The sequence below is a fragment of the Devosia sp. genome (genome assembly GCF_028290435.1).
GTDB lineage: Bacteria > Pseudomonadota > Alphaproteobacteria > Rhizobiales > Devosiaceae > Devosia.
Genome location: NZ_JAQGJV010000031.1, coordinates 1 through 24,281 on the forward strand (window position 1 = coordinate 1; position 24,281 = coordinate 24,281).

Annotated in this window: 23 protein-coding genes; 15 read left to right on the forward strand and 8 right to left on the reverse strand. The window is 63.4% G+C overall.

Annotated features, from left to right (window positions below):
* The coding region (locus JWP26_RS08615; RefSeq protein ID WP_299725820.1) for a DNA gyrase subunit A at positions 1 to 809 on the reverse strand (809 nt) is incomplete at its 3' end.
* Positions 810 to 1,049: 240 nt separating this feature from the next.
* On the opposite strand from JWP26_RS08615, the gene JWP26_RS08620 reads away from it, so the two are divergent.
* Positions 1,050 to 1,238, forward strand: a complete 189-nt coding sequence (locus tag JWP26_RS08620) for a hypothetical protein (RefSeq protein WP_299725823.1) — start codon at positions 1,050 to 1,052, stop codon at positions 1,236 to 1,238.
* Here JWP26_RS08620 and recO read toward each other — a convergent pair.
* Both recO and pckA read right to left on the reverse strand, forming a co-directional pair.
* Entirely contained in the window at positions 1,235 to 1,951 is a 717-nt protein-coding gene (recO, locus tag JWP26_RS08625) for a DNA repair protein RecO (protein WP_299725826.1), read from the reverse strand. The genes JWP26_RS08620 and recO overlap by 4 nt on opposite strands.
* Before the next feature lie 231 nt (positions 1,952 to 2,182).
* Positions 2,183 to 3,772: a phosphoenolpyruvate carboxykinase (ATP) gene (pckA, locus tag JWP26_RS08630; protein ID WP_299725829.1), complete on the reverse strand. Its 1,590-nt coding sequence runs from the start codon at positions 3,770 to 3,772 to the stop codon at positions 2,183 to 2,185.
* A gap of 254 nt (positions 3,773 to 4,026) precedes the next feature.
* On the opposite strand from pckA, the gene JWP26_RS08635 reads away from it, so the two are divergent.
* The 11 genes from JWP26_RS08635 (at position 4,027) to JWP26_RS08685 (ending at position 14,301) form a co-directional block, all read left to right on the forward strand.
* Positions 4,027 to 4,743 carry a response regulator transcription factor gene (locus tag JWP26_RS08635; RefSeq protein ID WP_299725832.1) on the forward strand — a complete coding sequence of 239 codons (717 nt, stop codon included), beginning with the start codon at positions 4,027 to 4,029 and terminating at the stop codon, positions 4,741 to 4,743.
* 7 nt (positions 4,744 to 4,750) lie between these two features.
* Positions 4,751 to 6,550, forward strand: a complete 1,800-nt coding sequence (locus JWP26_RS08640) for a sensor histidine kinase (protein WP_299725834.1) — start codon at positions 4,751 to 4,753, stop codon at positions 6,548 to 6,550.
* 9 nt (positions 6,551 to 6,559) lie between these two features.
* Complete coding sequence (locus JWP26_RS08645; protein ID WP_299725836.1) at positions 6,560 to 7,030, forward strand: hypothetical protein; 471 nt, start codon at positions 6,560 to 6,562, stop codon at positions 7,028 to 7,030.
* A 164-nt stretch (positions 7,031 to 7,194) separates the two neighbouring features.
* The gene (locus JWP26_RS08650) at positions 7,195 to 7,596 is read left to right on the forward strand and encodes a PTS sugar transporter subunit IIA (protein WP_299725838.1); all 402 of its coding nucleotides are present in this window, start codon (positions 7,195 to 7,197) and stop codon (positions 7,594 to 7,596) included.
* Positions 7,596 to 7,904 (forward strand): HPr family phosphocarrier protein, encoded by a 309-nt coding sequence (locus JWP26_RS08655; RefSeq protein ID WP_299725841.1) that lies wholly within the window; start codon positions 7,596 to 7,598, stop codon positions 7,902 to 7,904. The genes JWP26_RS08650 and JWP26_RS08655 overlap by 1 nt, the downstream gene beginning before the upstream one ends.
* Positions 7,901 to 8,437, forward strand: coding sequence for a GrpB family protein (locus JWP26_RS08660; RefSeq protein ID WP_299725843.1), 537 nt, complete (start codon positions 7,901 to 7,903; stop codon positions 8,435 to 8,437). Before JWP26_RS08655 ends, JWP26_RS08660 begins: the two co-directional genes overlap by 4 nt.
* Positions 8,438 to 8,476: 39 nt before the next feature.
* Positions 8,477 to 8,980, forward strand: a complete 504-nt coding sequence (locus tag JWP26_RS08665) for a DUF2937 family protein (RefSeq protein ID WP_299725845.1) — start codon at positions 8,477 to 8,479, stop codon at positions 8,978 to 8,980.
* 270 nt (positions 8,981 to 9,250) lie between these two features.
* Entirely contained in the window at positions 9,251 to 10,654 is a 1,404-nt protein-coding gene (gene ahcY / locus JWP26_RS08670; protein WP_299725847.1) for an adenosylhomocysteinase, read from the forward strand.
* 495 nt (positions 10,655 to 11,149) lie between these two features.
* Entirely contained in the window at positions 11,150 to 13,531 is a 2,382-nt protein-coding gene (locus JWP26_RS08675) for a PAS domain-containing sensor histidine kinase (protein ID WP_299725849.1), read from the forward strand.
* Positions 13,531 to 13,950 (forward strand): tRNA (adenosine(37)-N6)-threonylcarbamoyltransferase complex ATPase subunit type 1 TsaE, encoded by a 420-nt coding sequence (gene tsaE, locus JWP26_RS08680; protein WP_299725851.1) that lies wholly within the window; start codon positions 13,531 to 13,533, stop codon positions 13,948 to 13,950. Before JWP26_RS08675 ends, tsaE begins: the two co-directional genes overlap by 1 nt.
* 138 nt (positions 13,951 to 14,088) lie before the next feature.
* Positions 14,089 to 14,301, forward strand: a complete 213-nt coding sequence (locus JWP26_RS08685) for a hypothetical protein (RefSeq protein WP_299725854.1) — start codon at positions 14,089 to 14,091, stop codon at positions 14,299 to 14,301.
* On the opposite strand, the gene JWP26_RS08690 is transcribed toward JWP26_RS08685, so the two are convergent.
* The 3 genes from JWP26_RS08690 to JWP26_RS08700 all read right to left on the reverse strand — a co-directional run bounded on the left by JWP26_RS08690 (position 14,288) and on the right by JWP26_RS08700 (position 16,562).
* On the reverse strand, positions 14,288 to 14,710 hold the full coding sequence (locus JWP26_RS08690; protein WP_299725857.1) for a DUF1810 domain-containing protein: 423 nt from the start codon (positions 14,708 to 14,710) through the stop codon (positions 14,288 to 14,290). The genes JWP26_RS08685 and JWP26_RS08690 overlap by 14 nt on opposite strands.
* 17 nt (positions 14,711 to 14,727) lie before the next feature.
* Positions 14,728 to 14,985 (reverse strand): DUF2171 domain-containing protein, encoded by a 258-nt coding sequence (locus tag JWP26_RS08695; protein ID WP_299725860.1) that lies wholly within the window; start codon positions 14,983 to 14,985, stop codon positions 14,728 to 14,730.
* 149 nt (positions 14,986 to 15,134) lie between these two features.
* Positions 15,135 to 16,562, reverse strand: a complete 1,428-nt coding sequence (locus JWP26_RS08700) for an MFS transporter (protein ID WP_299725863.1) — start codon at positions 16,560 to 16,562, stop codon at positions 15,135 to 15,137.
* Between the two features lie 136 nt (positions 16,563 to 16,698).
* Between JWP26_RS08700 and JWP26_RS08705 the strand changes: the two genes are divergently transcribed.
* Positions 16,699 to 17,274 (forward strand): TetR/AcrR family transcriptional regulator, encoded by a 576-nt coding sequence (locus JWP26_RS08705; protein WP_299725866.1) that lies wholly within the window; start codon positions 16,699 to 16,701, stop codon positions 17,272 to 17,274.
* Positions 17,275 to 17,425: 151 nt separating this feature from the next.
* Positions 17,426 to 17,905, forward strand: a complete 480-nt coding sequence (locus tag JWP26_RS08710; RefSeq protein WP_299725869.1) for a molybdopterin-dependent oxidoreductase — start codon at positions 17,426 to 17,428, stop codon at positions 17,903 to 17,905.
* Positions 17,906 to 18,045: 140 nt separating this feature from the next.
* Here JWP26_RS08710 and JWP26_RS08715 read toward each other — a convergent pair whose 3' ends face one another.
* Together JWP26_RS08715 and polA are read right to left on the reverse strand one after the other, a co-directional pair.
* Positions 18,046 to 19,659 carry a hypothetical protein gene (locus JWP26_RS08715; RefSeq protein ID WP_299725872.1) on the reverse strand — a complete coding sequence of 538 codons (1,614 nt, stop codon included), beginning with the start codon at positions 19,657 to 19,659 and terminating at the stop codon, positions 18,046 to 18,048.
* A 106-nt stretch (positions 19,660 to 19,765) separates the two neighbouring features.
* A complete protein-coding gene (gene polA / locus JWP26_RS08720; protein ID WP_299725875.1) occupies positions 19,766 to 22,675 on the reverse strand; it encodes a DNA polymerase I in 2,910 nt (969 codons plus the stop codon).
* A gap of 183 nt (positions 22,676 to 22,858) precedes the next feature.
* Here polA and JWP26_RS08725 point away from each other — a divergent pair.
* Positions 22,859 to 24,281 (forward strand): ATPase domain-containing protein (locus JWP26_RS08725; protein ID WP_299725878.1); only part of this gene is annotated, 1,423 nt, incomplete at its 3' end.

Below are 24,281 nucleotides of genomic sequence, written 5' to 3' on the forward strand. Positions count from 1 at the left end.
ATTTCGGTGACGACGATGCACCAGGTGCCGTGTTTGCCTTTTTCCACTTCCCACTTGGCGCGCAGGCGGAAGCCGCCTCGGCCGGTTTCGTAGGCGGTCAGGATGGCGGCCGGGTCTTCCACCAGCACGCCGCCGGTGGGGAAGTCGGGGCCGGGCATGTGGCGCAGCAGGTCGGCGGTGGTGGCCTCGGGATGCTGGATCAGGTGGATGGCGGCGGCGCAGATTTCGCCGGCGTTGTGCGGCGGGATCGAGGTTGCCATGCCCACGGCGATGCCGGCTGCGCCGTTGGCCAGCAGATTCGGGAAGGCGCCGGGCAGGACGATGGGTTCGGATTCCTCGCCGTCGTAGGTCGGGCGGAAATCGACCGCGTCCTCATCGATGCCGGCGAGCATGGCCTGGGCGACCAGGGTCAGGCGGGCTTCGGTGTATCGCATGGCGGCGGGGTTATCGCCGTCGATGTTGCCGAAGTTGCCCTGCCCTTCGATCATCGGATAGCGCGTTGCGAAATCCTGCGCGAGGCGCACCAGCGCGTCATAGATCGCCTGGTCGCCGTGCGGATGGAACGAACCCATCACGTCGCCGACGATCTTCGCGCATTTCTTGAACGTGGAGCCCGGATCGAGCCGCAGGATGTGCATGCCGTACAGGATGCGCCGATGCACGGGCTTCAGCCCGTCGCGCGCATCCGGCAGCGCGCGACCCATGATGGTCGACAGCGCATAGGCGAGATAACGCTCTTCGAGCGCATCCCTGAGATTGATCGGATCGGGTTCGGCCGGAGGCGCCGGCGGCGTGAAGGGCTTGGCCATGCGTCGGGGTTAAAGCATGCCCCGCGGGCTCGCAAGTTCCCTTTTTGTCCCGTCCACCGGCAAGGCCCAACTTGCAAGCCAGTGTGGCCAATCGGCACTTGCGTCTCACGCGCCGCGCCATTAACCCTTCGCCACCATCTGTTCTGTCAATCCGCGCATTGGTGCGGAACTTCGCGACTCAAAGCCGCATTTAAGAGGCTGAGAACGCATCGTATTCATCTGAAAAACAGGTCCATTGGCGTGAAACTTTTGATCCGCACGATATCCTTCCTCGCGCTTGCAACGATTCTCGGCGCCGGCGCTTTCGCCGTCGCTGGTCCCCAATCGGACCGCGTGGAAGCCAGCGAAAACTGCGCGACCCGCGAAGTGCCGCTGGACGAGGGCTATGGCGTGACGCGCGTCGAGCTTCGCGAAGTCTGCGCCCCTTAAAGGCAGGCCAGATAGGCGGCGCGCGAGTCCGGCATGGGCACGCCGCGCGCCGCGAAAAGATCCCGCTCCAGAAAATATCCTGTCAGGCGAAACCCCGCGAGAACAGAGTCCCGTTCCACGGGCGCTTCCGGGTCGTCGGCGGTCAGGAAATCGGGGAGCGGCAGCAGCCTGTCCCGCCAGGGCTCGCCCGCGATGCGTGAGACGGCGCGCCCCGACTTCGGCGACACATAGACGAGATCATCTTTCGCGCCGGTCGACGCGCATTCGTTGAGATCGAGCCCGAACCCCAGTTCCACCAGCATCGCCATTTCGAGCCGCACCATCAGGGCTGGCGCAATGCCCGCCTCGTGCAGGCGATCGACAATCAGGCGCGCCATTTCATACAGCGCGACATGAGGCTCGCGCTCGGGCAGAAGCCGCAGCAAGGCGCAGACGAGGCCAACGCCGTGCAACGCCTGCGATGAGGCCATGAGATCGGATGTGCGCAGCCGCATGGCCTCCAATGCGTAGAGCCCCAGATGTTCCTCGATGCGCGCGCGCCAGGTGGCGTCCACCGAATTGCCCGGCTGCAGCACGGGCTGCATGGCGCGAGAGCGGCCCGAGCGCACCATGCCAAGATGACGGCCATGCTCGCGCGTCATCAATTCCGCAATCACGCTCGACTCGCCGTGTCGGCGCACGCCCAGCACGAGAGCTTCGTCACGCCATTCCATGCGACGCGATCTTCGATGAAGCGCAGAACCGCGCTCCCCTCCCCCTTGAGGGGAGGGGCTGGGGGTGGGGGGAAGGCGCCGCGAGAGTGGCGATCAACTCGGGCGGGGCTCCACTCCCGATGAGGCCTCCCCCCACCCTTGCCCTCCCCTCAAGGGGGAGGGGACGATGGAGCCGAGGAATTGAGGTGATGCTGATTTTAGGAGCGCTCAGATCGATGAATGCCCCGGCGCCTACTCCGCCGCTTGCGCTAATCTCGGCCCGGCCGAAGCATCGGCGACGCCGCCGAATTTCTCGAAATTCTTGCGGAACAGCCCCGCCAGATAAATCGCCTTGGCGTCATAAGCCTCGCCATCGGCCCAGGTGGCACGTGGCGTCAGCAGCTTGCCATCGACACCCTCCACCGCCAGCGGGACTTCAAACCCGAACAGTTCGTCAATCCGCATCGGGGTCCGCTCCAGCGTGCCGCCCAGCGCGCCGTTGAGCAGGCGGCGGGTGGAGGCGATGTCGATGCGCTTGCCCACTCCGTAGCCGCCGCCGGTCCAGCCGGTATTGATCAGCCAGGCACTGGCGCCGCTGCTGCGCAGTTTTTCAGCCAGCATGTCGCCGTAGACGCTGGGGTGTAGCGGCATAAAAGGGGCGCCGAAGCAGGCCGAGAACGTCGCCTGCGGCTCGGTCACGCCGCGCTCGGTGCCAGCCACCTTGGCGGTGTAGCCGGAGAGGAAGTGATAAACTGCCTGCTCTGGCGTGAGGCGGGCAATCGGCGGCAGCACGCCAAAGGCGTCCGCGGTCAGGAACACCACCGTGCGCGGCGTGCCGCCGACACTACCCTTGGCAATCGAGGGCAGCACGCTGAGCGGGTAGGCGGCGCGGGTGTTTTCGGTCAGCGAGACGTCGTCGAATTCGGGCACTTGGTTGGCGTCGAGCACCACGTTTTCCAGCACCGTGCCGAACCGTTTGGTGGCAGCAAAGATTTCGGGCTCGGCGCTGGCGCTGAGCTTGACGGTCTTGGCGTAGCAGCCGCCCTCAAGATTGAACACGCCGTCCTGGCTCCAGCCATGCTCGTCGTCGCCGATCAGGGGACGCGCCGCGTCATTGCTGAGCGTCGTCTTGCCGGTGCCCGACAGGCCAAAGAACAGCGCGGTTTCACCGTTGGCGCTCAGATTGGCCGAGCAGTGCATCGGCAGCACGCCCTGGCGCGGTGCGTGGAAATTGAACAGGCTGAACACCGACTTCTTGATTTCCCCGGCATAGAGCGTGCCGGCGATAACCACGATATTGCGGCTCATATCGAGCGCGATCACCGTATCGGTGCGGCTGCCATGGCGCGCCGGATTGGCCTTGAAGTGCGGCACATGCACGATGGTGACCTGCGTCGCGCTCGAGCCAGTCTCGACCTCGCCGGGGCGGATCAGCAGGTTGCGGATGAACAGCGCATGCCAGGCGCTCGGCGTCAGCACCGTCACCCCATATTGGTGGCGCGGATCGGCCCCTGCCAGCAGGTCCTGGCGATGCAGGTCCTGGCCCGTCAGCGAAGCGATGGCGTCGGCCAGCAACACATCGAAATCGTGCGGGCTCATGGCGCCGGCATTGTCCCACCACACGCTGTTCTCGGTCAGCCCGTCGCGAACGATGAACTTGTCCTTGGGGGAGCGCCCGGTGAAAGCGCCGGTCCGCACCGAGACGGCGCCGTCCGCCGTCAATTCGGCCTCGCGGCGCTCCAGCGCCAGTGCCACCAATGCCGGCGCGATGGCGTTGAGCGAAAGGGCGCCGGCGCCCTCCACAATAGTCTGGCGCAGGGCCTGATGATCGAACATGCTCATCTTGTCGCTCCCAATCTCCGGCACGAAAAGACTTTGCGTGTCGGCTAACTAAGCGCAAACTACTGCATGGGAGCGAACACCAACCATCCCGGAATCGGTCTTAAGACTGAAGTTGCATCGGCTTTTGTAGGGGTTGCCAGGTGGCGTTACCCTTGGCCGCGCCATATTTAACGCGTATTTGTCGCTTGCAAGAGCGCAAGCCTAAAAGCGTCCGGGCCGTTGTGCCTGTCTATAAAACAAGAGAAAGGCAGCTCATGCCAAAGATCGCCCTGGTGGACGACGACCGCAATATTCTCACTTCCGTGTCGCTGACGCTGGAAGCCGAAGGCTATCAGGTCGCCACCTATACGGATGGCGCGTCGGGCCTTGAGGGCCTGACCACCGACAAGCCGGACCTGGCCATTTTGGATATCAAGATGCCGCGCATGGACGGCATGGAGCTGCTGCGCCGCCTGCGTCAGAAATCGGACGTGCCGGTGATTTTCCTCACCAGCAAGGACGAGGAAATCGACGAGCTGTTCGGCCTCAAGATGGGCGCCGATGATTTCATCACCAAGCCGTTCTCCCAGCGTCTGCTGGTCGAGCGCGTCAAGGCGATCCTCCGCCGCGCGGCCCCGCGCGATCCTTCGGCTCCGGCCGGCGCGCCGGGCGAACCCGGTTCGGGCAAGGCGCTGATCGAGCGTGGCTCGCTGGTGATGGACGAAGAGCGCCACACCTGCACCTGGAAGGGCCAGCGCGTCACCCTGACCGTGACCGAATTCCTGATCCTGCAGGCACTGGCGCTGCGCCCCGGCGTGGTCAAATCGCGCAACGCCCTGATGGACGCCGCCTATGATGACCAGGTTTACGTCGATGACCGCACCATCGACAGCCACATCAAGCGGCTGCGCAAGAAATTCAAGGCCACCGACGACGACTTCGAAATGATCGAAACGCTGTATGGCGTCGGCTACCGCTTCAAGGAGCAATAAGAAGCCCTTGGCTATTCTGGATCAGGATCGTGAAGAGGACACTGGCGCTACCGCGCCGGTCGAGCATACGGCTGCCCCGCCTCCTAAGGAGCCCAGGCGGCGCCGCCACCTCTGGCGCACGCTGATCACGCCGTTCTACAAGCTGGCCTATGGCATCGGGAAGTTCCTCGATTTCACCATTTTCTCCAGCCTGACGCGCCGCATCATGGTGCTGAACCTGGCGGGTCTGCTGGTGCTGGTGGTGGGCATCCTCTACCTCAACCAGTGGCGCGCCGGGCTGATCGATGCCCGCGTGCAATCGCTGCGCGTGCAGGGCGAAATCATCGCGGCGGCCGTCGCGGCTTCGGCCACCGTCGATAGCGACGTGATTTCGGTCAACCCCGATCGCCTGCTCGAGCTGCAAAGCGGCTCCTCGGTGTCGCCGCTGAGCTATTTCGATCCGACGCTGGAATTTCCCATCAATCCCGAGCGGGTGGCGCCGCTGCTGCGCAACCTGATCACGCCCACCCGCACCCGCGCCCGGATCTATGATCAGGGCGGGCTGATGATTCTCGACAGCGACAATATCTATGCGCGCGGCGAGGTGATCCGGCAGACCATCACTACCGAGCCGCCGTTCTTCCTATGGGACTGGTGGAATGCCATGCTGGCCTGGGTGCCGGGGGACAATTATCCGACCTATCAGGAATACGACATCGACGAAGGCCGCCGTTATCCGGAGGTGGATTCGGCGCTGCAGGGCGCGCCGGCCGATTTCGTGCGCGTCGATGCGCATAATCAGCTCGTCGTCTCGGTCGCCGTGCCGGTCCAGCGCCTGCGCGCCGTGGTGGGCGTCATCCTGCTGTCCACCGCGCCGGGTGATATCGACCAGATCGTGACGCAGGAGCGTTGGGGCATCCTGCGCATCGCGCTGATCGCCGCGGCGGTGCAGATCGCGCTGTCGCTGCTGCTGGCAGGCACCATTGCGGGGCCGATGCGGCGCCTGTCGGCGGCGGCCGAGCGGGTGCAGACCGCCGGCAATGCCCGCGCCGAAATTCCCGATTTCACCGACCGCACCGACGAAATCGGCCATCTGTCGGGCGCCCTGCGCTCGATGACCGATGCGCTCTATAACCGCATCGAGGCCATCGAGCGCTTCGCCGCCGATGTGGCCCATGAGTTGAAGAACCCGCTGACCTCGCTGCGCAGCGCTGTGGAAACCCTACCGCGCGCCAAGCGGCCCGAGGATCTCGAACGGCTCAACGCCATCATCCAGCACGACGTGCGCCGGCTCGATCGCCTGATTTCCGATATTTCCAATGCCAGCCGGCTCGATGCCGAACTGGCGCGCGAAGGCGCCGAGCGCGTCGATATCGAAAAGCTGGCCGAAGCCATGGTGTCGATGCACAACGACATGGCGTCCCAGCGCAATGTCCATGTCGAAATGGCCAAGCGCGTCGGGCGGGGCGCCGCCATCGTCAACGGCCATGAAAGCCGGCTGGCGCAGGTGTTCTCCAACCTCATCGACAACGCCGTCTCGTTCTCGCCCGATGGCGGCAGCGTGCGCGTGGCGCTCGCCACCGACGCCGACGATATCAGCGTCACCATCACCGACGAGGGTCGCGGCATCACCGGCGACGTCACCCGCATCTTCCAGCGTTTCTATACCGACCGCCCCGATACCGAGAGTTTTGGCGACCATTCGGGGCTGGGCCTGTCGATCTCCAAGCAGATCGTGGAAGCCCACAAAGGAACCATCAAGGCGCATAATCGCACCGACCGGAGCGGCGCCGTGTTCTCTGTTGTATTGCCCAAGGCGCGCAAATAGATTGCCGCAATGAGCAAACCGAAGAACGTGCATGGCACTGGGCTGGTCCTGGGCGAAATCGGCGTCTTGTTGCGCGGGCCCTCCGGCGCCGGCAAGTCCGTGCTGGCGCTGAGCCTGCTCGATCGCTGGACCGATCGGGGGCAGCCATCGTTCCTCGTCTCCGACGATCGGGTCGATCTGAGCGCCAAGGACGATATCGTCACCATGCACGCGCCGCCCAATCTGGGCGGGCTGGTCGAATTGCGCGGGCGCGGCCTGGTGCGGCGGCCGCAGCAGTCAGAGGCGCGCGTGCACCTGGTGATCGATCTGGTCGAGGATTTCGCCCGCATGCTGGAGGAGGAGGAATTCTCCACCGACCTGCTCGGCACCACGGTCGCGCGGGCTCCCGTGCCCAAGGCCGGCGTCGTCGGGCTGGGCCATCAGATGCTGCTGGTCCGCGAAGCCATCGCGGCATTGAGCCCGCGCTCGCTCCTGGCGTGACAAAATACCACTTGAATCCGTGCCGTACCGGGGCAAGACTGAGCTCCCAAGGCGCTTTAGGCTGGGATATACCGGCCTTTTGATAGCGCGTGGGGCGTGGCGGGATATACTGGCATGCCTTAAACGTCGTAGACTGGGCGTTCCGGGCAGTCTGGGGAAATTGCATGATCGGTATGGTTCTGGTGACGCATGGCGCGCTTGCCCATGAATTCAAGTCGGCGCTTGAGCATGTCGTCGGACCGCAGGATCACTGCGAGACCATCGCCATTGGTCCGGACGACAATATGGAAGAGCGCCGCAACGACATCCTCAAGGCCATCGACGATGCCGAGGACGGCGGCGGCGTCATCATCCTCACCGACATGTTCGGCGGCACCCCGTCGAACCTGGCCATTTCGGTGATGCAGAACCGCCAGGTCGAGGTGATCGCCGGCGTCAACCTGCCCATGCTGGTCAAGCTGGCGCGCATCCGCGGCGACATGCCGATCAAGGAAGCCGTCAACATGGCCCAGGAGGCCGGGCGGAAGTATATCAACGTCGCGAACTCGATTTTGGGCAATAGCTGATGGAAACCGCGGCCGGCGACCGCGCGGTCGCGCAGCAATTGACCATCGTCAATCGCAAGGGCCTGCATGCCCGCGCCTCGGCGCGCTTCGTGCGCACCGCCGAGTGCTTTGACGCCACCATCAGCGTCATCAAGGACGGCACCTCGGTGGCCGGCAATTCCATCATGGGTCTGATGATGCTGGGGGCAGGCCCCGGCTCGACCATCCTGGTGCAGGCCAGCGGCAAACAGGCCCGCGAGGCGCTCGAAGCCATCGTCGAGCTGGTCAATAACGGCTTTGACGAGGATAGCGACGGGGCCGCGGGGTGAGCGAGGCGATCGAACTGCATGCGGCCGATCCGGCTTGGCCTGCAGCATTCGAAGCCGAGCGCGCGCTGATCCTGCCGTGCTTTGCCACGCCGCCGCTTCTCCTGGAGCATATGGGGTCGACTTCGATCCCCGGCCTTCCCGCTAAGCCCATCATCGATATCATTGCGCTGGTCGCTGATTTGAAGGCGGCGCGTGCCGCCATTGCTGCGCTGGAGGCCCTGAGCTATTCCTATTGGGCCGCCAATCCCGACACCACCAAGCTTTACCTCGCCAAAGGCCTGCCGCCGGCGCCACGTCGCACGCATCACCTGCATATCCATGATGATGCCGACGAGGTCACGCGGCATCTGATGTTCCGTGACCACCTGCGCGCCAATGCGCAGGTTCGCGCCGCTTACTTCACCCTCAAGCAAGATCTGGCCGCCCGGTTTCGCGAGGATCGCGAGGCCTATTCCAGGTTTAAGACGGACTTCATCGACGCGGTCGTACTGTCGCTGGGCGGGCCATCGCGCAAGGTCGACTGGAACCGCTGACGAGACGCTGCCGTTGACCCGGTCCAAGGAGAGCAGTTCATGCGGCGTGTCGTTGCCGGTATTGGTGGTGTGGCTTTGGCCGTCGCGCTCAGCCAGTTCCCCGAATATGCCCAGCAATATACCCAGCGCCTGGGCGGCGCCGTCGATGAGTTGCGCATCGTCACCGAGAAATTCGATCACGACGCACAGGAGGCCGGGCTCGACCGGCAGCAGGCGCTGACGCGATTCGAGGCATCTTCGGACGAATTTCTGGCCGGACGCGGCACCAGCGAGGCGGCCAATTTCGCGCGCTACGAGCAGTTGAGTGCGACGCTTGCTCGCATTCAGAACGCCAATGCGGTGGAGCGCTTCCAGATGATGCCCGCGTATTTCGATACCGATATTGGCGCGCGGACGCTGGACAATTACAAGCCTGCGGTCCCGGTGACGGTCGAAGGCATCCTCTATGCGGGTGGCGGATTGCTGGTGGGGTATTTGCTGATGTCGGGGATTTGGCGGTTCTTGGCGATGCCGTTCAAGAAGCGGTATCCGGCCTATCGGTAAGCGCCCATCATATATTGATTGGGGCTACCCCTCACCCCCTCCCAGCCTCCCCCATCAAGGGGGAGGTGTCTGCCGGTGGGTGTGGCTCGATCCAGTTTAACGAGTGGAGAGAAACCTCCCCCTTGATGGGGGAGGTAGGAGGGGGGTGTTCTCCGCCCCAGATAACTCATTACCGGGATATAAACTTATCTTTATATCCCCGGTTGATCCGCAGCAGCCCTCCGCGTATAAGCCCCCTCAATCGTCCCTGATCATGCCCGGAGCATCCTCATGAGCCTCAAGCCGACCGACTATGCGGTCAAAGACATCGCCCTTGCCGATTTCGGTCGCAAGGAAATCACCATCGCCGAAATCGAAATGCCCGGCCTGATGTCGATCCGCGAGGAATATGCCGCCGCCCAGCCGCTCAAGGGCGCGCGCATTGCCGGCTCGCTGCACATGACCATCCAGACCGCCGTGCTGATCGAGACGCTTGTTGCTCTCGGCGCCGAAGTGCGCTGGGTGTCGTGCAACATTTTCTCGACCCAGGATCACGCTGCGGCCGCCATCGCTGCCGCCGGCGTCCCGGTATTTGCCCACAAGGGCGAGAGCCTTGAGGAATACTGGCAGTTCACCGATCGCATGATGGACTGGGGCAATGGCCTCACCCCCAACATGATCCTCGACGATGGCGGCGACGCCACCATGTATATCCTCAACGGCGCCAAGGCCGAAAAGGACATCTCCATCCTCGACAAGCCGGGCAGTGAAGAAGAGGAAATCTTCTTCGCCACCATCCGCAAGCGCCTGGCCCAGAGCCCCGGCTTCTTCACCAAGATCCGCGACGCGATCCGCGGCGTGTCCGAAGAAACCACCACGGGCGTGATGCGCCTCTATCAGCTGCACGCCAAGGGCGAGCTGCCGTTCCCCGCCATCAACGTCAACGATTCGGTCACCAAGTCCAAGTTCGACAACAAGTACGGCACCCGTGAATCCCTCGTCGACGCCATCCGTCGCGGCACCGACGTGATGCTCGCCGGCAAGGTCGCCATCGTCTGCGGCTTCGGCGACGTGGGCAAAGGCTCGGCCGAATCGCTGCGTGGCGCCGGCGCCCGCGTTCTGGTCACCGAAGTCGATCCGATCTGCGCCCTGCAGGCCGCCATGGAAGGCTTTGAGGTCGTGACCCTCGAGGACGCCGCCCATCGCGCCGATATCGTCGTCACCGCCACCGGCAACCGCGACGTGCTTATGGTCGATGACATGCGCAACCTCAAGGACATGGCCATCGTCTGCAATATCGGCCATTTCGATAATGAGATCGACGTCCTGGGCCTACGCAACTTCAAGTGGACCAATATCAAGCCACAGGTCGATCTGATCGAGCAGCCCAATGGCAAGCGCCTGCTGCTGCTGTCCGAAGGGCGCCTCGTGAACCTGGGCAATGCCACCGGCCACCCCAGCTTCGTGATGAGCGCCAGCTTCGCCAACCAGACCCTGGCCCAGATCGAGCTGTGGACCAATGGGGTGAACCTGGAGAAGAAAGTCCATGTTCTGCCCAAGCATCTCGATGAGAAAGTGGCTGAACTGCACTTGGCCAAGCTCGGTGCCAAGCTGACTAAACTGACCAAGACCCAGGCCGACTATATTGGTGTTTCGCAGAACGGGCCATTTAAGTCGGGCGAATACAGGTACTGATTTATCCCTATTGCTGTTATGCTCAAGGTCAGCCGGTTCGTCCGGCTGGCCTTTTTGTTTGCCCCTGTTCGTTTCTGCTTCGTTCTCCGTCAAGTGGGCATATCAATGATTTGCCCGCTATGCACAGCCATTAAGACTCTTTTAGCCGATTCACGCGACCGGTATGGTGAGGTGATTCGGCGGTCAGGGGCGCTTAGAGCGTTTCCAGCAAAAGTGGATACCACTTTTGCGGTTCGGAAACGTGACCAAGCAAAGACCGAGAGCCCCATTTTGAGTCCATCAAAATGGGAAAGCTCGAGGCCGGCGAATGGGGCGGCAGGATCAACTGATTCGGCGTACGTCGCTCCGCTTTGAGTGCATGCGTTCCGGACCCGGAAAACGGGCCGGCCTGGCATCGACAACAGTTTAAAGAGGCAGCGCATGGCGCCGGATCGTTTCCGGAGACGTTGGGGATTCGCGGTACTCGGTGCCGCACCCCTAACCTTACTATCGGCTGTGCCCGCCCTCGCACAGTCCGGCTCCGGCACCACCATTGGCGGCGCCGCGCCGCTGGCCATCGCCGTCGGTGCCGGAGGTTTCGCACTGGTCGCCATGGCCATCGTGCGCAGCATGCTGGTCGACGGCAAGGCCGCCCGACAACGGGCCGGCGAGCAGATCGCCAGCCTGCGCGCCCTGGTCGACGAATACGAAGTGCTGCTGTCGGGCACTCGCGAAGTCACCGTGTTCTGGACCGAAAATGGCACTGGCGGCGTCAAGTTCCTCGGGCAGGTCGCCTCGGTGCTGCCGCCCGGAAGACAACCCGAAAGCGTCCTCAACTTCTCCTCCTGGCTCATCGGCGACGACGCCGACCGGCTGGCCCGCCTGCTCGAGGCCCTGCGCGTCGATGGCCATGCCTTCGCCGCCAGCCTCAAGGCGCTCGATGGCCGCGTAGTGCGCGCCAATGGCTGGGTGCTGGGTGGCGGCGCGGCCCTGCGTCTGCGCCCCGCCTTCCTGCAGCCCGAACCGGCAATGCCGCAGCTTGCCGTCACCTCCGCCACCGGCGACCTCGCCAGCGCCCGCGCCGTACTGGCGATGATGGACCAGCCCGCCTTTGCCCGCGACGCTTCCGGCCGGCTGGTCTTCGCCAATGCGGCCTATCTCAAGCTCGCCAAGGACCTCGGCAAGGCAGGCAGCGAGACCGCGCCGGCCGAACTGCTCGATGCGCCGCTGCTGAAGAAACACCTCGCTGCCTGCGCCAACGGCCAAAAGGCGATGCTCCCGGTCGCCTGGCCCGAACAGGGCGCCTTCGAGCTGGTCGAGTTTCCGCTCGAAAACGGCCGCGCCGGCTATTTCCGCCCCGCCGAGGTCGCCGCCAAGCCGGCCGATGCGACGCTGTCCCATATCACCGGCATTATCGGCGCGCTGGCCACCCCGATCGCCATTTTCAACGCCAATCGCGAATTGGTGCAGTTCAACCAGGCCTATGCCAATCTGTGGCACCTCGACCCCAAATTCCTGGTGCTCGGCCTCGATGAGCGCGCCATTCTGGACAAGTTGCGGACCGAGGGCATGCTGCCCTCCGAAGTCGACTACCAGACCTGGCGGGCGCAACACCTGACCTCCTATAGCCTCAAGGCACCGCGCGACAACGAGCCCTGGCATCTGCCCGATGGCCGCACCATCAAGGTGATCGCGGCCCCAGCCGGCGCCAGGGGCGGCGTCATCTACGTGTTCGAGGACATTACCGAACGCCTCAAGCTCGAAAGCACCAACAAGGCCTTCACCAATGTGCAGCGCGAAACCATCAATGCGCTCAGCGAGGCCGTGGCGGTGTTCGGCACCAATGGCCGCCTGACCATTTCCAATCCACGCCTGTCCGGGCTGTGGAAGCTGCCGATGAACGAGTTGGGCCAAAGCCCCCATATCGACCAGATCGCCGAGGCCTCGGGCCGGGCCATGCCGGATGATGGCGCCAGCATCTGGCGCGATCTCAAGCGCGGCATTATCGACCTCAACCCGACCCGCTCCGACACCACCGGCCGCATCAACCGCGCCGATGGGCGGCTGCTGGATTATGCCATTACCCGCCTGCCCGACGGGCAGACCATGATGACCTTCCTCGATGTCACCGAAAGCGCCAGCTATTCCAAGGTGCTGAAAGAGCGCAATGACGCGCTGGTCGCCGCCGACCTGCTCAAGGATGCCTTCGTCGAGAACGTATCCTATGAACTGCGCTCGCCGCTGACCAACATCATCGGCTTCGCGGACCTCTTGGCCAGTAGCGAAGGCGGCGGGCTCACCGAGCGTCAGCGTTCCTATACCGATTACATCCGCGCCTCCTCAGTGACGCTGGGCGTGCTGATCGACAATATTTTGGACCTGGCCTCGGTGGATGCCGGCATCGCGGAGCTGCGCCCCGAATTGCAGGACGTCACCAGCCTCGTCGACAAGGCCCGCGCTGGCCTGTCCGCGACCTTCCCCGAAATCTCGGGCGAAAAGCCTATCAACTTGACGGTCGAGGTCGACGATCACCTGCCGCCCTTTATCGCCGATGGCACCCGCATCGTTCAGGTCCTCTATAACCTGCTGTCCAACGCGGCGCGCTTCTCCCCGCCCGGTGGCGAGATCAAGCTGACCGTGTCGGCGCGTTCCGAGCGCATGCTGTTCGTCATTGAGGACGAGGGCCCCGGCCTGACCGACGAAATGAAAAACGCCATCCTGACCCGCATCGATGCGCCCGCCGGCCGCCAGCGCGGCGCGGGCCTGGGCCTTGCCATCGTCAAGACCTTCGTCAACCTGCATGGCGGCACCATCACCGCCGAGCGCCGCGAACCGCGTGGCAGCCGCATCACCGTCAACCTGCCGCGCGACAGCGCCATGGCCGGCGTCGCCGAATAATGGACCGGCTGCTCGCCGATCCCGAGGCCACCGACGCGCTGGGCGCCGAACTGGCGGCGAGCCTGAAGCCCGGCGACCTGGTGCTGCTGCTGGGCGATCTGGGCGCCGGCAAAACCGCCCTGGCCCGCGCCATCATCCGCACTCTGGCGGGCGATGCCGACCTCGACGTGCCCTCGCCGACCTTCGCCCTGGTGCAGCCCTATGACACGCCCAAGGGCGCGGTGCTGCATGCCGATCTCTACCGCCTGGGCGATCCGCGCGAAGTCGATGAACTCGGCCTGCTCGACAATCCCGCCGCCATCGTGCTGGTGGAATGGCCCGAACGCGCCCCCGAACTGTTCGACACCGCCAAGCTGATTGTGTCCCTCGCCATCCCGCCGAATGGCGAGGGGCGGACCGCGACACTTGAGCGCCGCTAAGCCCGCCCCCTTTGCCCGTCCCAGCACGGGGCCGCTGGAGGGAATGGAGCCATAATGCCCCTTCCAGACTGCGCGGGGATAAGCTGGAAGGAACCGCGCCGTCCGTCGGCAGTTGGTCTGGCACAAGGAGCCACTCCCATGCCCACCGAACCCAGCGTGCCGACCCTGCCTGATGAGACCAATCCCGGCCCGGTGCCGCCGATGGGGCCAGAGCCGGTGCCGGCCGATCCCACCCCCAATCCAATCAGCGATCCCGTCGAGCCGGGCGAAGAGCCCATTATGCCTCCGGACCGCGATCCATTTCCCGATCCAGGCGAAACGCCGGACCCCAATCCCGTCAGAGCCGCTTGATCGTCTCGATATCCTCGACGCTGTCGAAAAACACCACCAGCGCGCGGCGAAACAGCGGTTCATGCGGCGCCGCGCGCGAAAACAGCGTCATGCAGGAATGAAACTTGCGATCGTCGGGCGCGCCAAAAATCTCGAAAATGCTCGGCCCTGGCTCGCTGGGCACACCGGCCTTGTGCAGCACCGCGCGCGTGCATTCCCGAAGCCGCTCGCCCAGCACGGGATGATCGAAATAGTCGCGCGCTTCGGAGAGGCTGTGCAAAGCAAAACGCCGGGCGGTGGCGCTGTGGCCAAGCCCGGCGAGTTGCGGAAAGATGAACCACATCCAGTGGCTGCGCTTTTCCCCGGCGCGCAACTCGGCGAGCGCCTGGGGGTAAACGCCTTCCTGGGCGATGAGGAACTGGTCGAACATCGCCCGCAGTAAGGCGATCAGGCCTGACCGCCGCCTTCTTCTTCTTCGAACAGCACCGCATTGGCCCCGGTCGCCGACAGGCGAACCTTGTTGCCTTCGATCTCGGCGACCAACTGGCCCTCGATATAATGGTGATGGCCTTCATGGCTGCCTTCGCCGCTATCGGCCTTGGTCAGCTTGATACGGCCGCCTTCGACCTTGTCGACAGTGCCGACATGCACGCCGTCGGCGCCGATGACTTCCATATGTTCCTTGATGCCGTCGAGATTGCTCATGCTAACGCTCCTGCTGAGTTGGATAGGGAAACGTCGTTGCGGGCGGATGGATGCATCGGCTCGCAGCGAAGTCGCACTATCTTTTGACGCTGGTGCCGGACGGGTCCGGCACCCAGATGTGGGCCTTTGCCGTGTCGGTGGCAAGACGCTCAGGCCTCGGCCGGCACCAATCGCTCCATCGGGTCCATGGCGATGGTGGTTCGGCGCGTGCCGGGCACAAGGAACGCCACCGCGATTGCCAGCGTCGCAAGACCCGCCATGGCGAAGAAGCCGGCGACGAAGCCGATCTCGGCCGGCTGGCCATTGGCCTGCAGATTGCCGGTAACCAGCGCACTCATCAGTGCCGCCCCGATCGCCCCGCCGATGGTGCGCAGGTTCGAGTTCATGCCGCTGGCGACCCCTGTCTGCCCGGCCGGCGCCGTCTGCACGATCAGGCTGGCCATGGCGGCGATGCCGAAGCCTAGGCCTAGCCCGAATACCGCGCCGGCCACCGACACCTCCCATTGGCTGGCATGGAACAGCGCGAGGGCCGCACTGGACAGCGCCACGAAGGCCGCGCCCAGCGCCAACTGATACTTGAACCCCACCACATGCACTATCGGCCCGCTAGCAAACCCGGCCACCGCCATCGCCACCAGCATGGGCAGCATGAGGAGGCCCGATTGGGTGACGCTGGCACCGAAGCCGAACCCGGCCGAGGCCGGCAATTGTGCCAGTTGCGGCAGGAAGGCGAAGACGCCGAACATCGACGCGCCGAACAGCAGCGCGGTCAGGTTATTGGTCCAGATGCCGGGCAGGCGCATCAGCTTCATGTCGATCAGCGGATTGGCCGAACGGATTTCCACTGCGATCCAGGCGGCGAACAGCACCGCGGCCGCGACAAACAGGCCGATGACATTGCTCGACGCCCAGCCCCAGCGGGTGCCGAAGCTCAGCGGCAGCAACAGGCTCACCAGCCAACCCGCCAGCAACACCGCCGCCAGCCAGTTGATCTTGCCGCCAGTACGCAACGGCGACTCGGGAACGACGAACCGCGTCGCCGTGGCGCTGGCGACAAACAACACCATCGGAATCCAGAACAGGCCGCGCCAGCCGAAGGCGCTTTCGATGGGGCCGGCCAGGATTGTGCCCAGCCCCGAGCCGATGCCGATAATGGCCGACAGCGCACCGATGATCGAGGGCATGCGGGCGCTGGGGAATTCGTCGCGCGCAATGCCATAGGTCAGCGGGAACACCGCGGCGCCAAAACCCTGGATAACGCGGCCGGCAATCACCAGTTCGATAGTGGGCGCGAAGGTGGCGACAAGACTGCCAAAAGCCGCGGCACCCAGCGCGATGACGATGGTGCGGCGCTTGCCGATCATGTCGCCGACTTTGCCCAGAATGGGCGTCGATACGGCTGCGGTGAGCAGCCAGGCGGTCAATGTCCAGGTGACGACAGCGGGCGTGGTGCCCAGATCGGCCTGGATGATCGGCAGCACCGGCACCAGCAACGATTGCAGCATGGCGAAGATGGCGACGTTGATCGCCAGAATAGGAAAGATAGCGGCGGCGGGGCCGCGCTTGGTGGAAGTCATGACAAACGTCCTTGTAACTTGACTATCCGGAGGCAGGCTCCGATATAGAACAGGCAAGACCTCAATGCGGAGGATGCCTCCGGTTCTATATAGCGGAGGGACCCTCCGCTTGCAAGGTCATTCCGGGAGATCAGCCATGTCCGCAGCGGTGGACACCATCACTGTTGCCGTCCAACGCCCTCATCGCGCCGATGCGCGGCGCAATTTCGATGCGCTGCTGACTGCGGCGCGCACCGCCTTTGCCGAAAACGGCACCGAGGCCTCGCTGGAGGATATCGCCCGCCGCGCTGGCGTTGGTATCGGCACGCTCTACCGCAATTTCCCCACCCGCGCCGTGCTGATCGAGGCCGTCTATATCGATGGTGCCGAGGACCTGGTCCGCGCCGCCGCCGAGGTAGCAGGCCTGCCGCCCTGGGAGGCGCTGCAGCGCTGGCTCTGGCGCTTCGTCGAATACGCCGCCACCAAGAAGGTGCTGATCGAGGCGCTCAACCGGGAATCCGCCATGGTCCGGTCCTGCCGCGACGCCTTCTACAATGCCGGCGAGCCGCTGCTGAAACGGGCGCAGGCTGCGGGCGAAGTCCGGGCCGATACCGACATCGACGACGTCATGCGCCTCATCGCGGGCGTGGCGGGCGTGACCTTTCCCAGCGCCGAACAGCGCCAGCGCGTGCTCGCCATGGCGATCGACGGCTTGCGGCTCAGCCGGGCGTAACGCGGCGCCGTCCGGGCAAAGCCGGGCGGGTTACCCAAGGCCAAGACGGGCCGCCAGACCCTCCCATGGTTTGTTTGCGGCGACGCCACTCTGCCATCTGGCCAGCGCCACCCATGCCCGATATGGTTGTCCAAACATATCGGAGTGACCCATGTCCCGTTTTGCCCTGTCGCTGGTTTTCGCCCTCCTGGCCCTGCCCGCCACCGTCTTCGCGCAGGCCGGCCCCGCGCAATTGACCGGCGCCGTCACCACGCCGCTGACCCTCGACGAAACGACCCTCAAGGCGCTCCCCGCCACCACGCTCGATGTCAGCTTCGAAACCTCCAAGGGCCCCGAAACCGGCCACTATACCGGTGCGCTGCTATGGGACCTGGTGAACAAGGCCGTGCTGGTCAACGACGAGGGCAAGAACGCCGCCCTCAAGCACACGCTCCTGATCACCGGCAGCGACGGCTACGCCGTCTCGGTCGCCCTGGGCGAACTCGACCCCAACTTCGCCAACACGCAGGTGCTGCTGGCCTATGACGGCGCGGATGGCAAAGCCTCGTTCGACCACCTGCGGCTGGTGGTGCCGGGCGATGTGCATGGCGGACGGAGCGTAAAGGATGTGGTGGGGATTGAGGTGAAGTAGGAGGTAGAGAGCAGTTCTGATGGAATTTGCACGCCCCGCCGACGGTGTCATTCCAGCGCAAGCCGGAATGTACCTGAGAGCGGCGCATGGTAACCTCCTGCACACCGAGCTGATACACGGCTACCAAGTAAAATGGCCCATTAACTTACCGCTGATCGGCGGTGCGCTGGCATATCGGCAATGACTACTTGCCGCGTTTCCTCTTCCCAGAAATAGTAGATGCGCAGACAACGCCTTGGATCGCGAGTATCGGAATTATTCTTGATATGCCAGTCAGCCGTCTCGCGTCGTCCTTGCCACTCGAATTCAAACTCATCTCCTCCACATCGAGCGTTTCGAATTCCCGCCTCTATGGCATAGTCCTTGTAATCGCGTTCACTGCCATTTAACCGACCGTCTCGGTATTCGTTTGCAAGCCAAAGCAGGCTTCGACCGCAGAGCGCGATATCCTCAAAATCTGGCGATCTAGCTCCGCGTCTTGCAGCCGGCGCAAGCGCAACGCGCCCGGCCAGAACGGTGTCGCACCAATTGGTAAAGTCGGCCCACGTTTCCGGCACGCTTGCTACCTCATCCTCCGGCGCACCCTTCTCTTTTAATAGCCCAAGGAGCTCTTGAATCCGAAAAACAGATGCACGATGCTGTGCCTCAGCCGCTCGTGCGCGTTCATCAGATTTCTTTGCTTCCTCATCAAAATAGTCCTGCGCCGTCCGCTCCTCCGCCACTTCCTTCTCGAGAGCGCTAATCCGCACCTCAGCCGCGACTAATTTCTCCGTGTCGGTTGCGCCCTCTCTCACAAGTGACTCTTGTCGAAGCTTCAAGGAGGAGTTCCGGATTGCCGAGAACGCCAACACCTCTTCGCCTATCTTGTTCGCCCTAATGCTCTGCTGAGCCGCCATGAGACGTAGCCAGCGCCCGCATCGCTCTTTGGCTTCCGTCGTCCCAAGTTGGTCAGCCACAATCAAGCGGTGATCAAAAGGGTTGGCACTTCTACTGAACCCAGGAAGGTACGCTCGGACTCCACCGCTAAAAACTGAATGCGCCCTGCCAAAATAGTCCGTTAATGCCCAACTTGCCTCGGGCGAAACCACTGCCACAAAGCCAATACCCAATGTAGCTCGAGCGAGCCCTGCACTCTCAATCAATGGGGACAAGGAGCCGTCGGGTTGAACAACCGAGGAAAGAACGAAGATTGGAATTTTCCGAGTCGGGTCTAATATGAGATCAATCAATGTCTTAACGTCGATTTCATCGATGAAATCGACAGGCTCAAAAGACGCGTCGATATTGTTGACGTAAAGCCCGTGATTTTCGCTGACCTGTTGAACCAAACCAGGAACATGCGGCGATACGTCAAGAGTCGTCTCTTGAGAGCTTGCCAGAAGTCGAAGGCTAAATCTCGGTTGCTCTGCCTTGTGCCTGCCGATCACAACTTCAGTGGTCCATATCCGTCCGGGTACAATCTTATCCGGGTCATCAGCCCTTATGGCCCAAATATCGGAATCTAGGCCGGCGATTCTGACGGCGACACTTGTTCTCCCGCCCGCAAAAACCTCGAAACCTTCGAAGGACCAAGCTTCGGTAGGAAGTTGTCCGCCACTTCTGTTTTGTGCCCAGACTAACACTTCTCTTCTTGCCGCCTCCGCGGCCTGAATAGGGTCACCCCCAATTCTCGCTGAGACGCGAAGGATTTCGTGTTCACGCAGATAACGGCCATATCGAGTCGGAATAATTTTCGATCCGGCGCTGTCCTGCACTTTCTATTACCCTGTTAGTTACCTACCAACGTATTCTATGGCGCGTACAGAGTAAGCCTCTATCGCCTTCATCTTCGTGTTTTTTCACAGCCGTTTTAGTACCTCGCTAGTGCGCCTCATCCCAATTATGCGCCGCATGCGCATCGACCCGGATCGGCACTGACAGCCGCACCGCCGGCTCCGCCGCGCCCTCCATCACCTTCGTGATCGCCGGCATCGCCGTCGCCTCGCTCCCCAATGGCACTTCGAAGATCAGTTCGTCGTGCACTTGCAGCAGCATGTCGGCTTCGATGCCGGCCGCCTTCAAGGCCGGCTCCATGCGGATCATGGCGCGGCGGATGATGTCGGCGGCGGTGCCCTGGATGGGGGCGTTGATGCTGGCGCGTTCGACGAAACTGCGCTCGGACGGGTTGGCGGAATTGGCGTTGGGGAACTGGATCTTGCGGCCAAAGAGCGTCGTGACGTGGCCGTCGATTTTCACCCGGCGGCGCTGCTCGTCCATGTAGTCCTTGATGCCCGGAAAACGCTCGAAATAGGTCTTGATGTAGTCGCCTGCCTCGCCGCGCGGAATGCCGAGCTGGTTGGCGAGGCCGAAGGCGGAAATGCCGTAGATGATGCCGAAATTGATCGCCTTGGCGCGGCGGCGCACGTCGCTGGGCATGCCCTCGACCGGCACGCCGAACATTTCGGATGCCGTCATGGCGTGAATGTCGAGGCCTTCCTCGAAGGCGTCCTTGAGCGCCTGGATATCGGCGATATGGGCCAAAACCCGCAGCTCGATCTGGGAATAATCGGCGGAGATCAAAATCTTGCCGGGCGCGGCCACGAAGGCGCTGCGGATCTTGCGGCCGTCCTCGGTGCGCACCGGGATGTTCTGCAGGTTGGGCTCGTTGGACGACAGGCGCCCGGTCAACACCGAGGCCTGGCTGTAGGAGGTGTGCACGCGGCCGGTGCGGGCATTGATATGGGCGGGCAGGGCGTCCGTATAGGTGCCCTTGAGCTTGGTGAGCTGGCGCCAGTCGACAATGGTGCGGGCCAGCGGAATGCCCTTGAGCGCCAGGTCCTCAAGCACGTCGGCGCCGGTAGCCCAGGCGCCGGTCTTGGTCTTGGAGCCGCCGGGCAGCTGCATCTTGTCGAAGAGGATTTCGCCCAGCTGCTTGGGCGAGCCCAGGTTGAAGCTCTGTCCGGCCAGCTCATAGGCTTCGGCCTCGAAGGCGGCGGCGCGCTGGGAGAAATCCCCCGAGAGGCGCGAGAGAATGGCACGATCGACTGAAATGCCGCGCGATTCCATCCGGCTCAGCACCGGCGCTAACGGCCGCTCCAGCGTTTCGTAAAGTGTGGTGGCATTTTCGGCAGCGAGGCGCGGCTTCAGCACATGCCAGAGCCGCAGCGTGAGATCGGCGTCCTCGGCGGCGTAACGGGCGGCGGCGGGGATTTCGAGCTGGTCGAAGGTCTTTTGCGCCTTGCCGGTGCCGGCGAGGTCCGAAAAGGAAATGCCGGTATGGCCGAGCCAGTTATCGGCCAGCACGTTGAGGCCGTTATATTGCACGCCATCGAGCGCGTAGGACAGCAGCATGGTGTCATCGATCGGCGCCATGGTGATGCCGTAGCGCGCGAAGATCGACGTGTCGTATTTGGTGTTCTGGCCGATCTTGAGGATCGACTTGTTTTCGAGCAGCGGCTTGAGAATGTCGAGCACCTCGCGGATCGGCAACTGGCCCTCGACCAGCCCGCCTTCATCGAGCAGGCTCGCGGCGCCGCGCGAATGGCCGACCGGAATATAGCAACCATTGCCCGGCTCGGTGGAGAGGCACACGCCCACGAGGTCCGCCGATTGCGGATCAAGGCCGGTGGTCTCGGTATCGATGGCCACATGGCCCTTGTCGACGATGCGCGCCACCCAGGCGCTGAGCTGGTCCAGCGTAGTGACGGTCTCGTAGGCGTCATAATCGATCGGGATGGCCTTGATGCGCGCATGCTCTTCCTGGGCATGCAGGGTGGGGCCAGTGCCGGGCACTTGCGGGGCGGCCAGTTTGGCGCGCGCCACCGACAGGTCGGCCGATTTGCGCGGATCGCGGCCGCTGGCGGCGATAGCCGGATCGGCCTCCCAGGCATCGGGATCGGCATCGAGCAGGCCGGCAAGGCGCTTGGTGATGGTGGCAAATTCCATCGCCTTGAGGAAGGGGAACAATGCCCCCGGCGCCATCGGCACGCGGATCAGCGCATCGAGCGAGAGTTCCACCGGCACCTCCTGCGACAGGGTCACCAGGCGCTTGGAAATGCGGGCGCTTTCGGCGTTCTCGCGCAGCTTTTCGCGGCGCGCGTTCTGCTTGATGTCGTCGACATGGTCGAGCAGGTTTTCCACGCTCCCATATTGGTTGATCAGCTCGGCCGCGGTCTTGACGCCGATGCCGGGCACGCCGGGCACGTTGTCGACGCTGTCGCCGCACAGCGCCTGCACGTCGATCACTTTATCCGGGGTCACGCCGAACTTGGCAAACACCTCGTCCATGCCGATCCAGCGCAGCGGCGGCTGGCCGGGACGCGGAATGGTATCGAGCAGGCGGATCGAGCCATCGGGCTCCACCAACTGCATCAGGTCCTTGTCGGAGGACACGATGGTGACCTTGTAGCCCTCGCGGCGCGCATTGCACGCATAGGTGGCGATGATGTCATCGGCCTCCCAGCCTTCCATTTCGATCGAGGGGATCGAAAAGGCGCGGGTGGCGGCGCGGGTCAGCGGGAATTGCGGGACCAGTTCTTCGGGCGCCGGCGGGCGCTGGGCCTTGTATTGCGGATAGATGTCATCGCGAAAAGTCTTGCCGGAGTGATCGAAGATCACCGCCATGTGGGTGGGCGCGTCATCCCCCTTCATGTCCTCGGTCAGCTTGAACAGCATGTTGCAAAAGCCCTGCACACAGCCGACGGGCAGGCCATCGGATTTGCGATTGAGCTGAGGCAGGGCATGGAAAGCGCGAAAGATATAACCCGAGCCGTCGACGAGCAGCAGATGCATGAGAACCGATTCCTGAGACTGGACGCAGCCCGACTTTACGGGAAGCGGGCGCGGCTTCAAAGGGCGGCGAAGTTTTTTGGCCCAGTGTTCGTCTCGTACGGGAACTCTTTGGCGCCACACGCCGTTTTCGAGAATTCGGGGTCGGAGCGGTGCAAAGCCGCCAGCGTTTTCTAAGTGAGCGTCATGTCAGATCAATCAATCGCCACCAAAGCCAAGCTCGGCGTATCGGGGCTCGACAATATCCTGGTTGGCGGCTTGACCCGTGGCCATCTCTATCTGCTTGAGGGCAGCCCCGGCACCGGCAAGACCACGATCGCCCTGCAATTCCTGCTCGATGGCGCCCAGAATGGCGAAACCGGACTCTACGTGACCTTGTCCGAGACCGAGGACGAATTGCGCATGACGGCGACGTCCCATGGCTGGGACATCGGCGACAAGTTCGACATTTTCGAGCTGGCGCCGCCCGAAAGCCTGCTCGACGCCGAGCAGCAACAAACCCTGCTGTTTTCCTCGGACCTGGAGCTGGGTGAAACCACCAAGGCGATGTTCGAGGCGGTCGAACGCATCAAGCCGTCCCGCATCGTGCTCGATAGCCTCTCGGAAATCCGGCTTCTGGCCCAGAGTTCGCTCCGGTATCGGCGGCAAATCCTGCTGCTCAAGCATTATTTCGCCCGCAATGGCGCCACCGTGCTGATGCTGGATGACCTGACCACCGAGTCCAACGACAAGACTGTTCACTCGGTCGCCCATGGCGTGGTGCGGCTGGAGGAATTGGCGCCGGATTATGGGGCCGAGCGGCGGCGGCTGCGGGTGATCAAGTATCGCGGCCAGGCCTATCGCGGCGGCTATCATGATTTTACCATCCAGCACGGCGGTGTCAGCGTGTTTCCGCGCCTCGTGGCCGGTGAGCACAAAACCAGCTTTGAGCGCAGTGCCCTGACCAGCCGTATTCCGGCGCTCGATGCCCTGCTCGGCGGCGGGCTGGAGCGCGGCTCCAGTGCATTGGTGCTGGGACCGGCCGGCGCGGGCAAGTCGCTGCTCACCATGCATTTCGCCAAGGCGGCGGTGGAGCGTGGTGAGAAGGTCGCGCTGTTCATTTTCGACGAGGAACTGGGCCTGCTGTTCGCCCGTGCCAAGGCCATGAATATCGACTTGGCGGCGATGCAGGCGACCGGCAACCTGTTCATCGAGCAGGTCGACGCGGCCGAATTGTCGCCGGGTGAATTTGCTCATCGCGTACGCGAGCGCGTCGATTCCTCGCAGGTCAAAACCGTCGTGATCGACAGCCTCAATGGCTATCAGGCCGCCATGCCGCAGGAACATGCGCTGCTACTGCACATGCATGAACTGCTGCAATATCTGAACCGGCAGGGCGCCACGACCTTCCTCACCGTTGCGCAGCATGGGCTGGTCGGCGATATGAAAGCGCCGGTGGACGTCACCTATCTGGCCGATACCGAGAACCTGCTGCGCTATTTTGAAGCGGCTGGGCGGGTGCGGCGCGCCATTTCGATCGTCAAGAAGCGCACGGGCACCCACGAAGACACGATCCGCGAGTTCCGGATCAACGCCAGCGGCATCACGCTCGGTGACCCGCTGGTCCAGT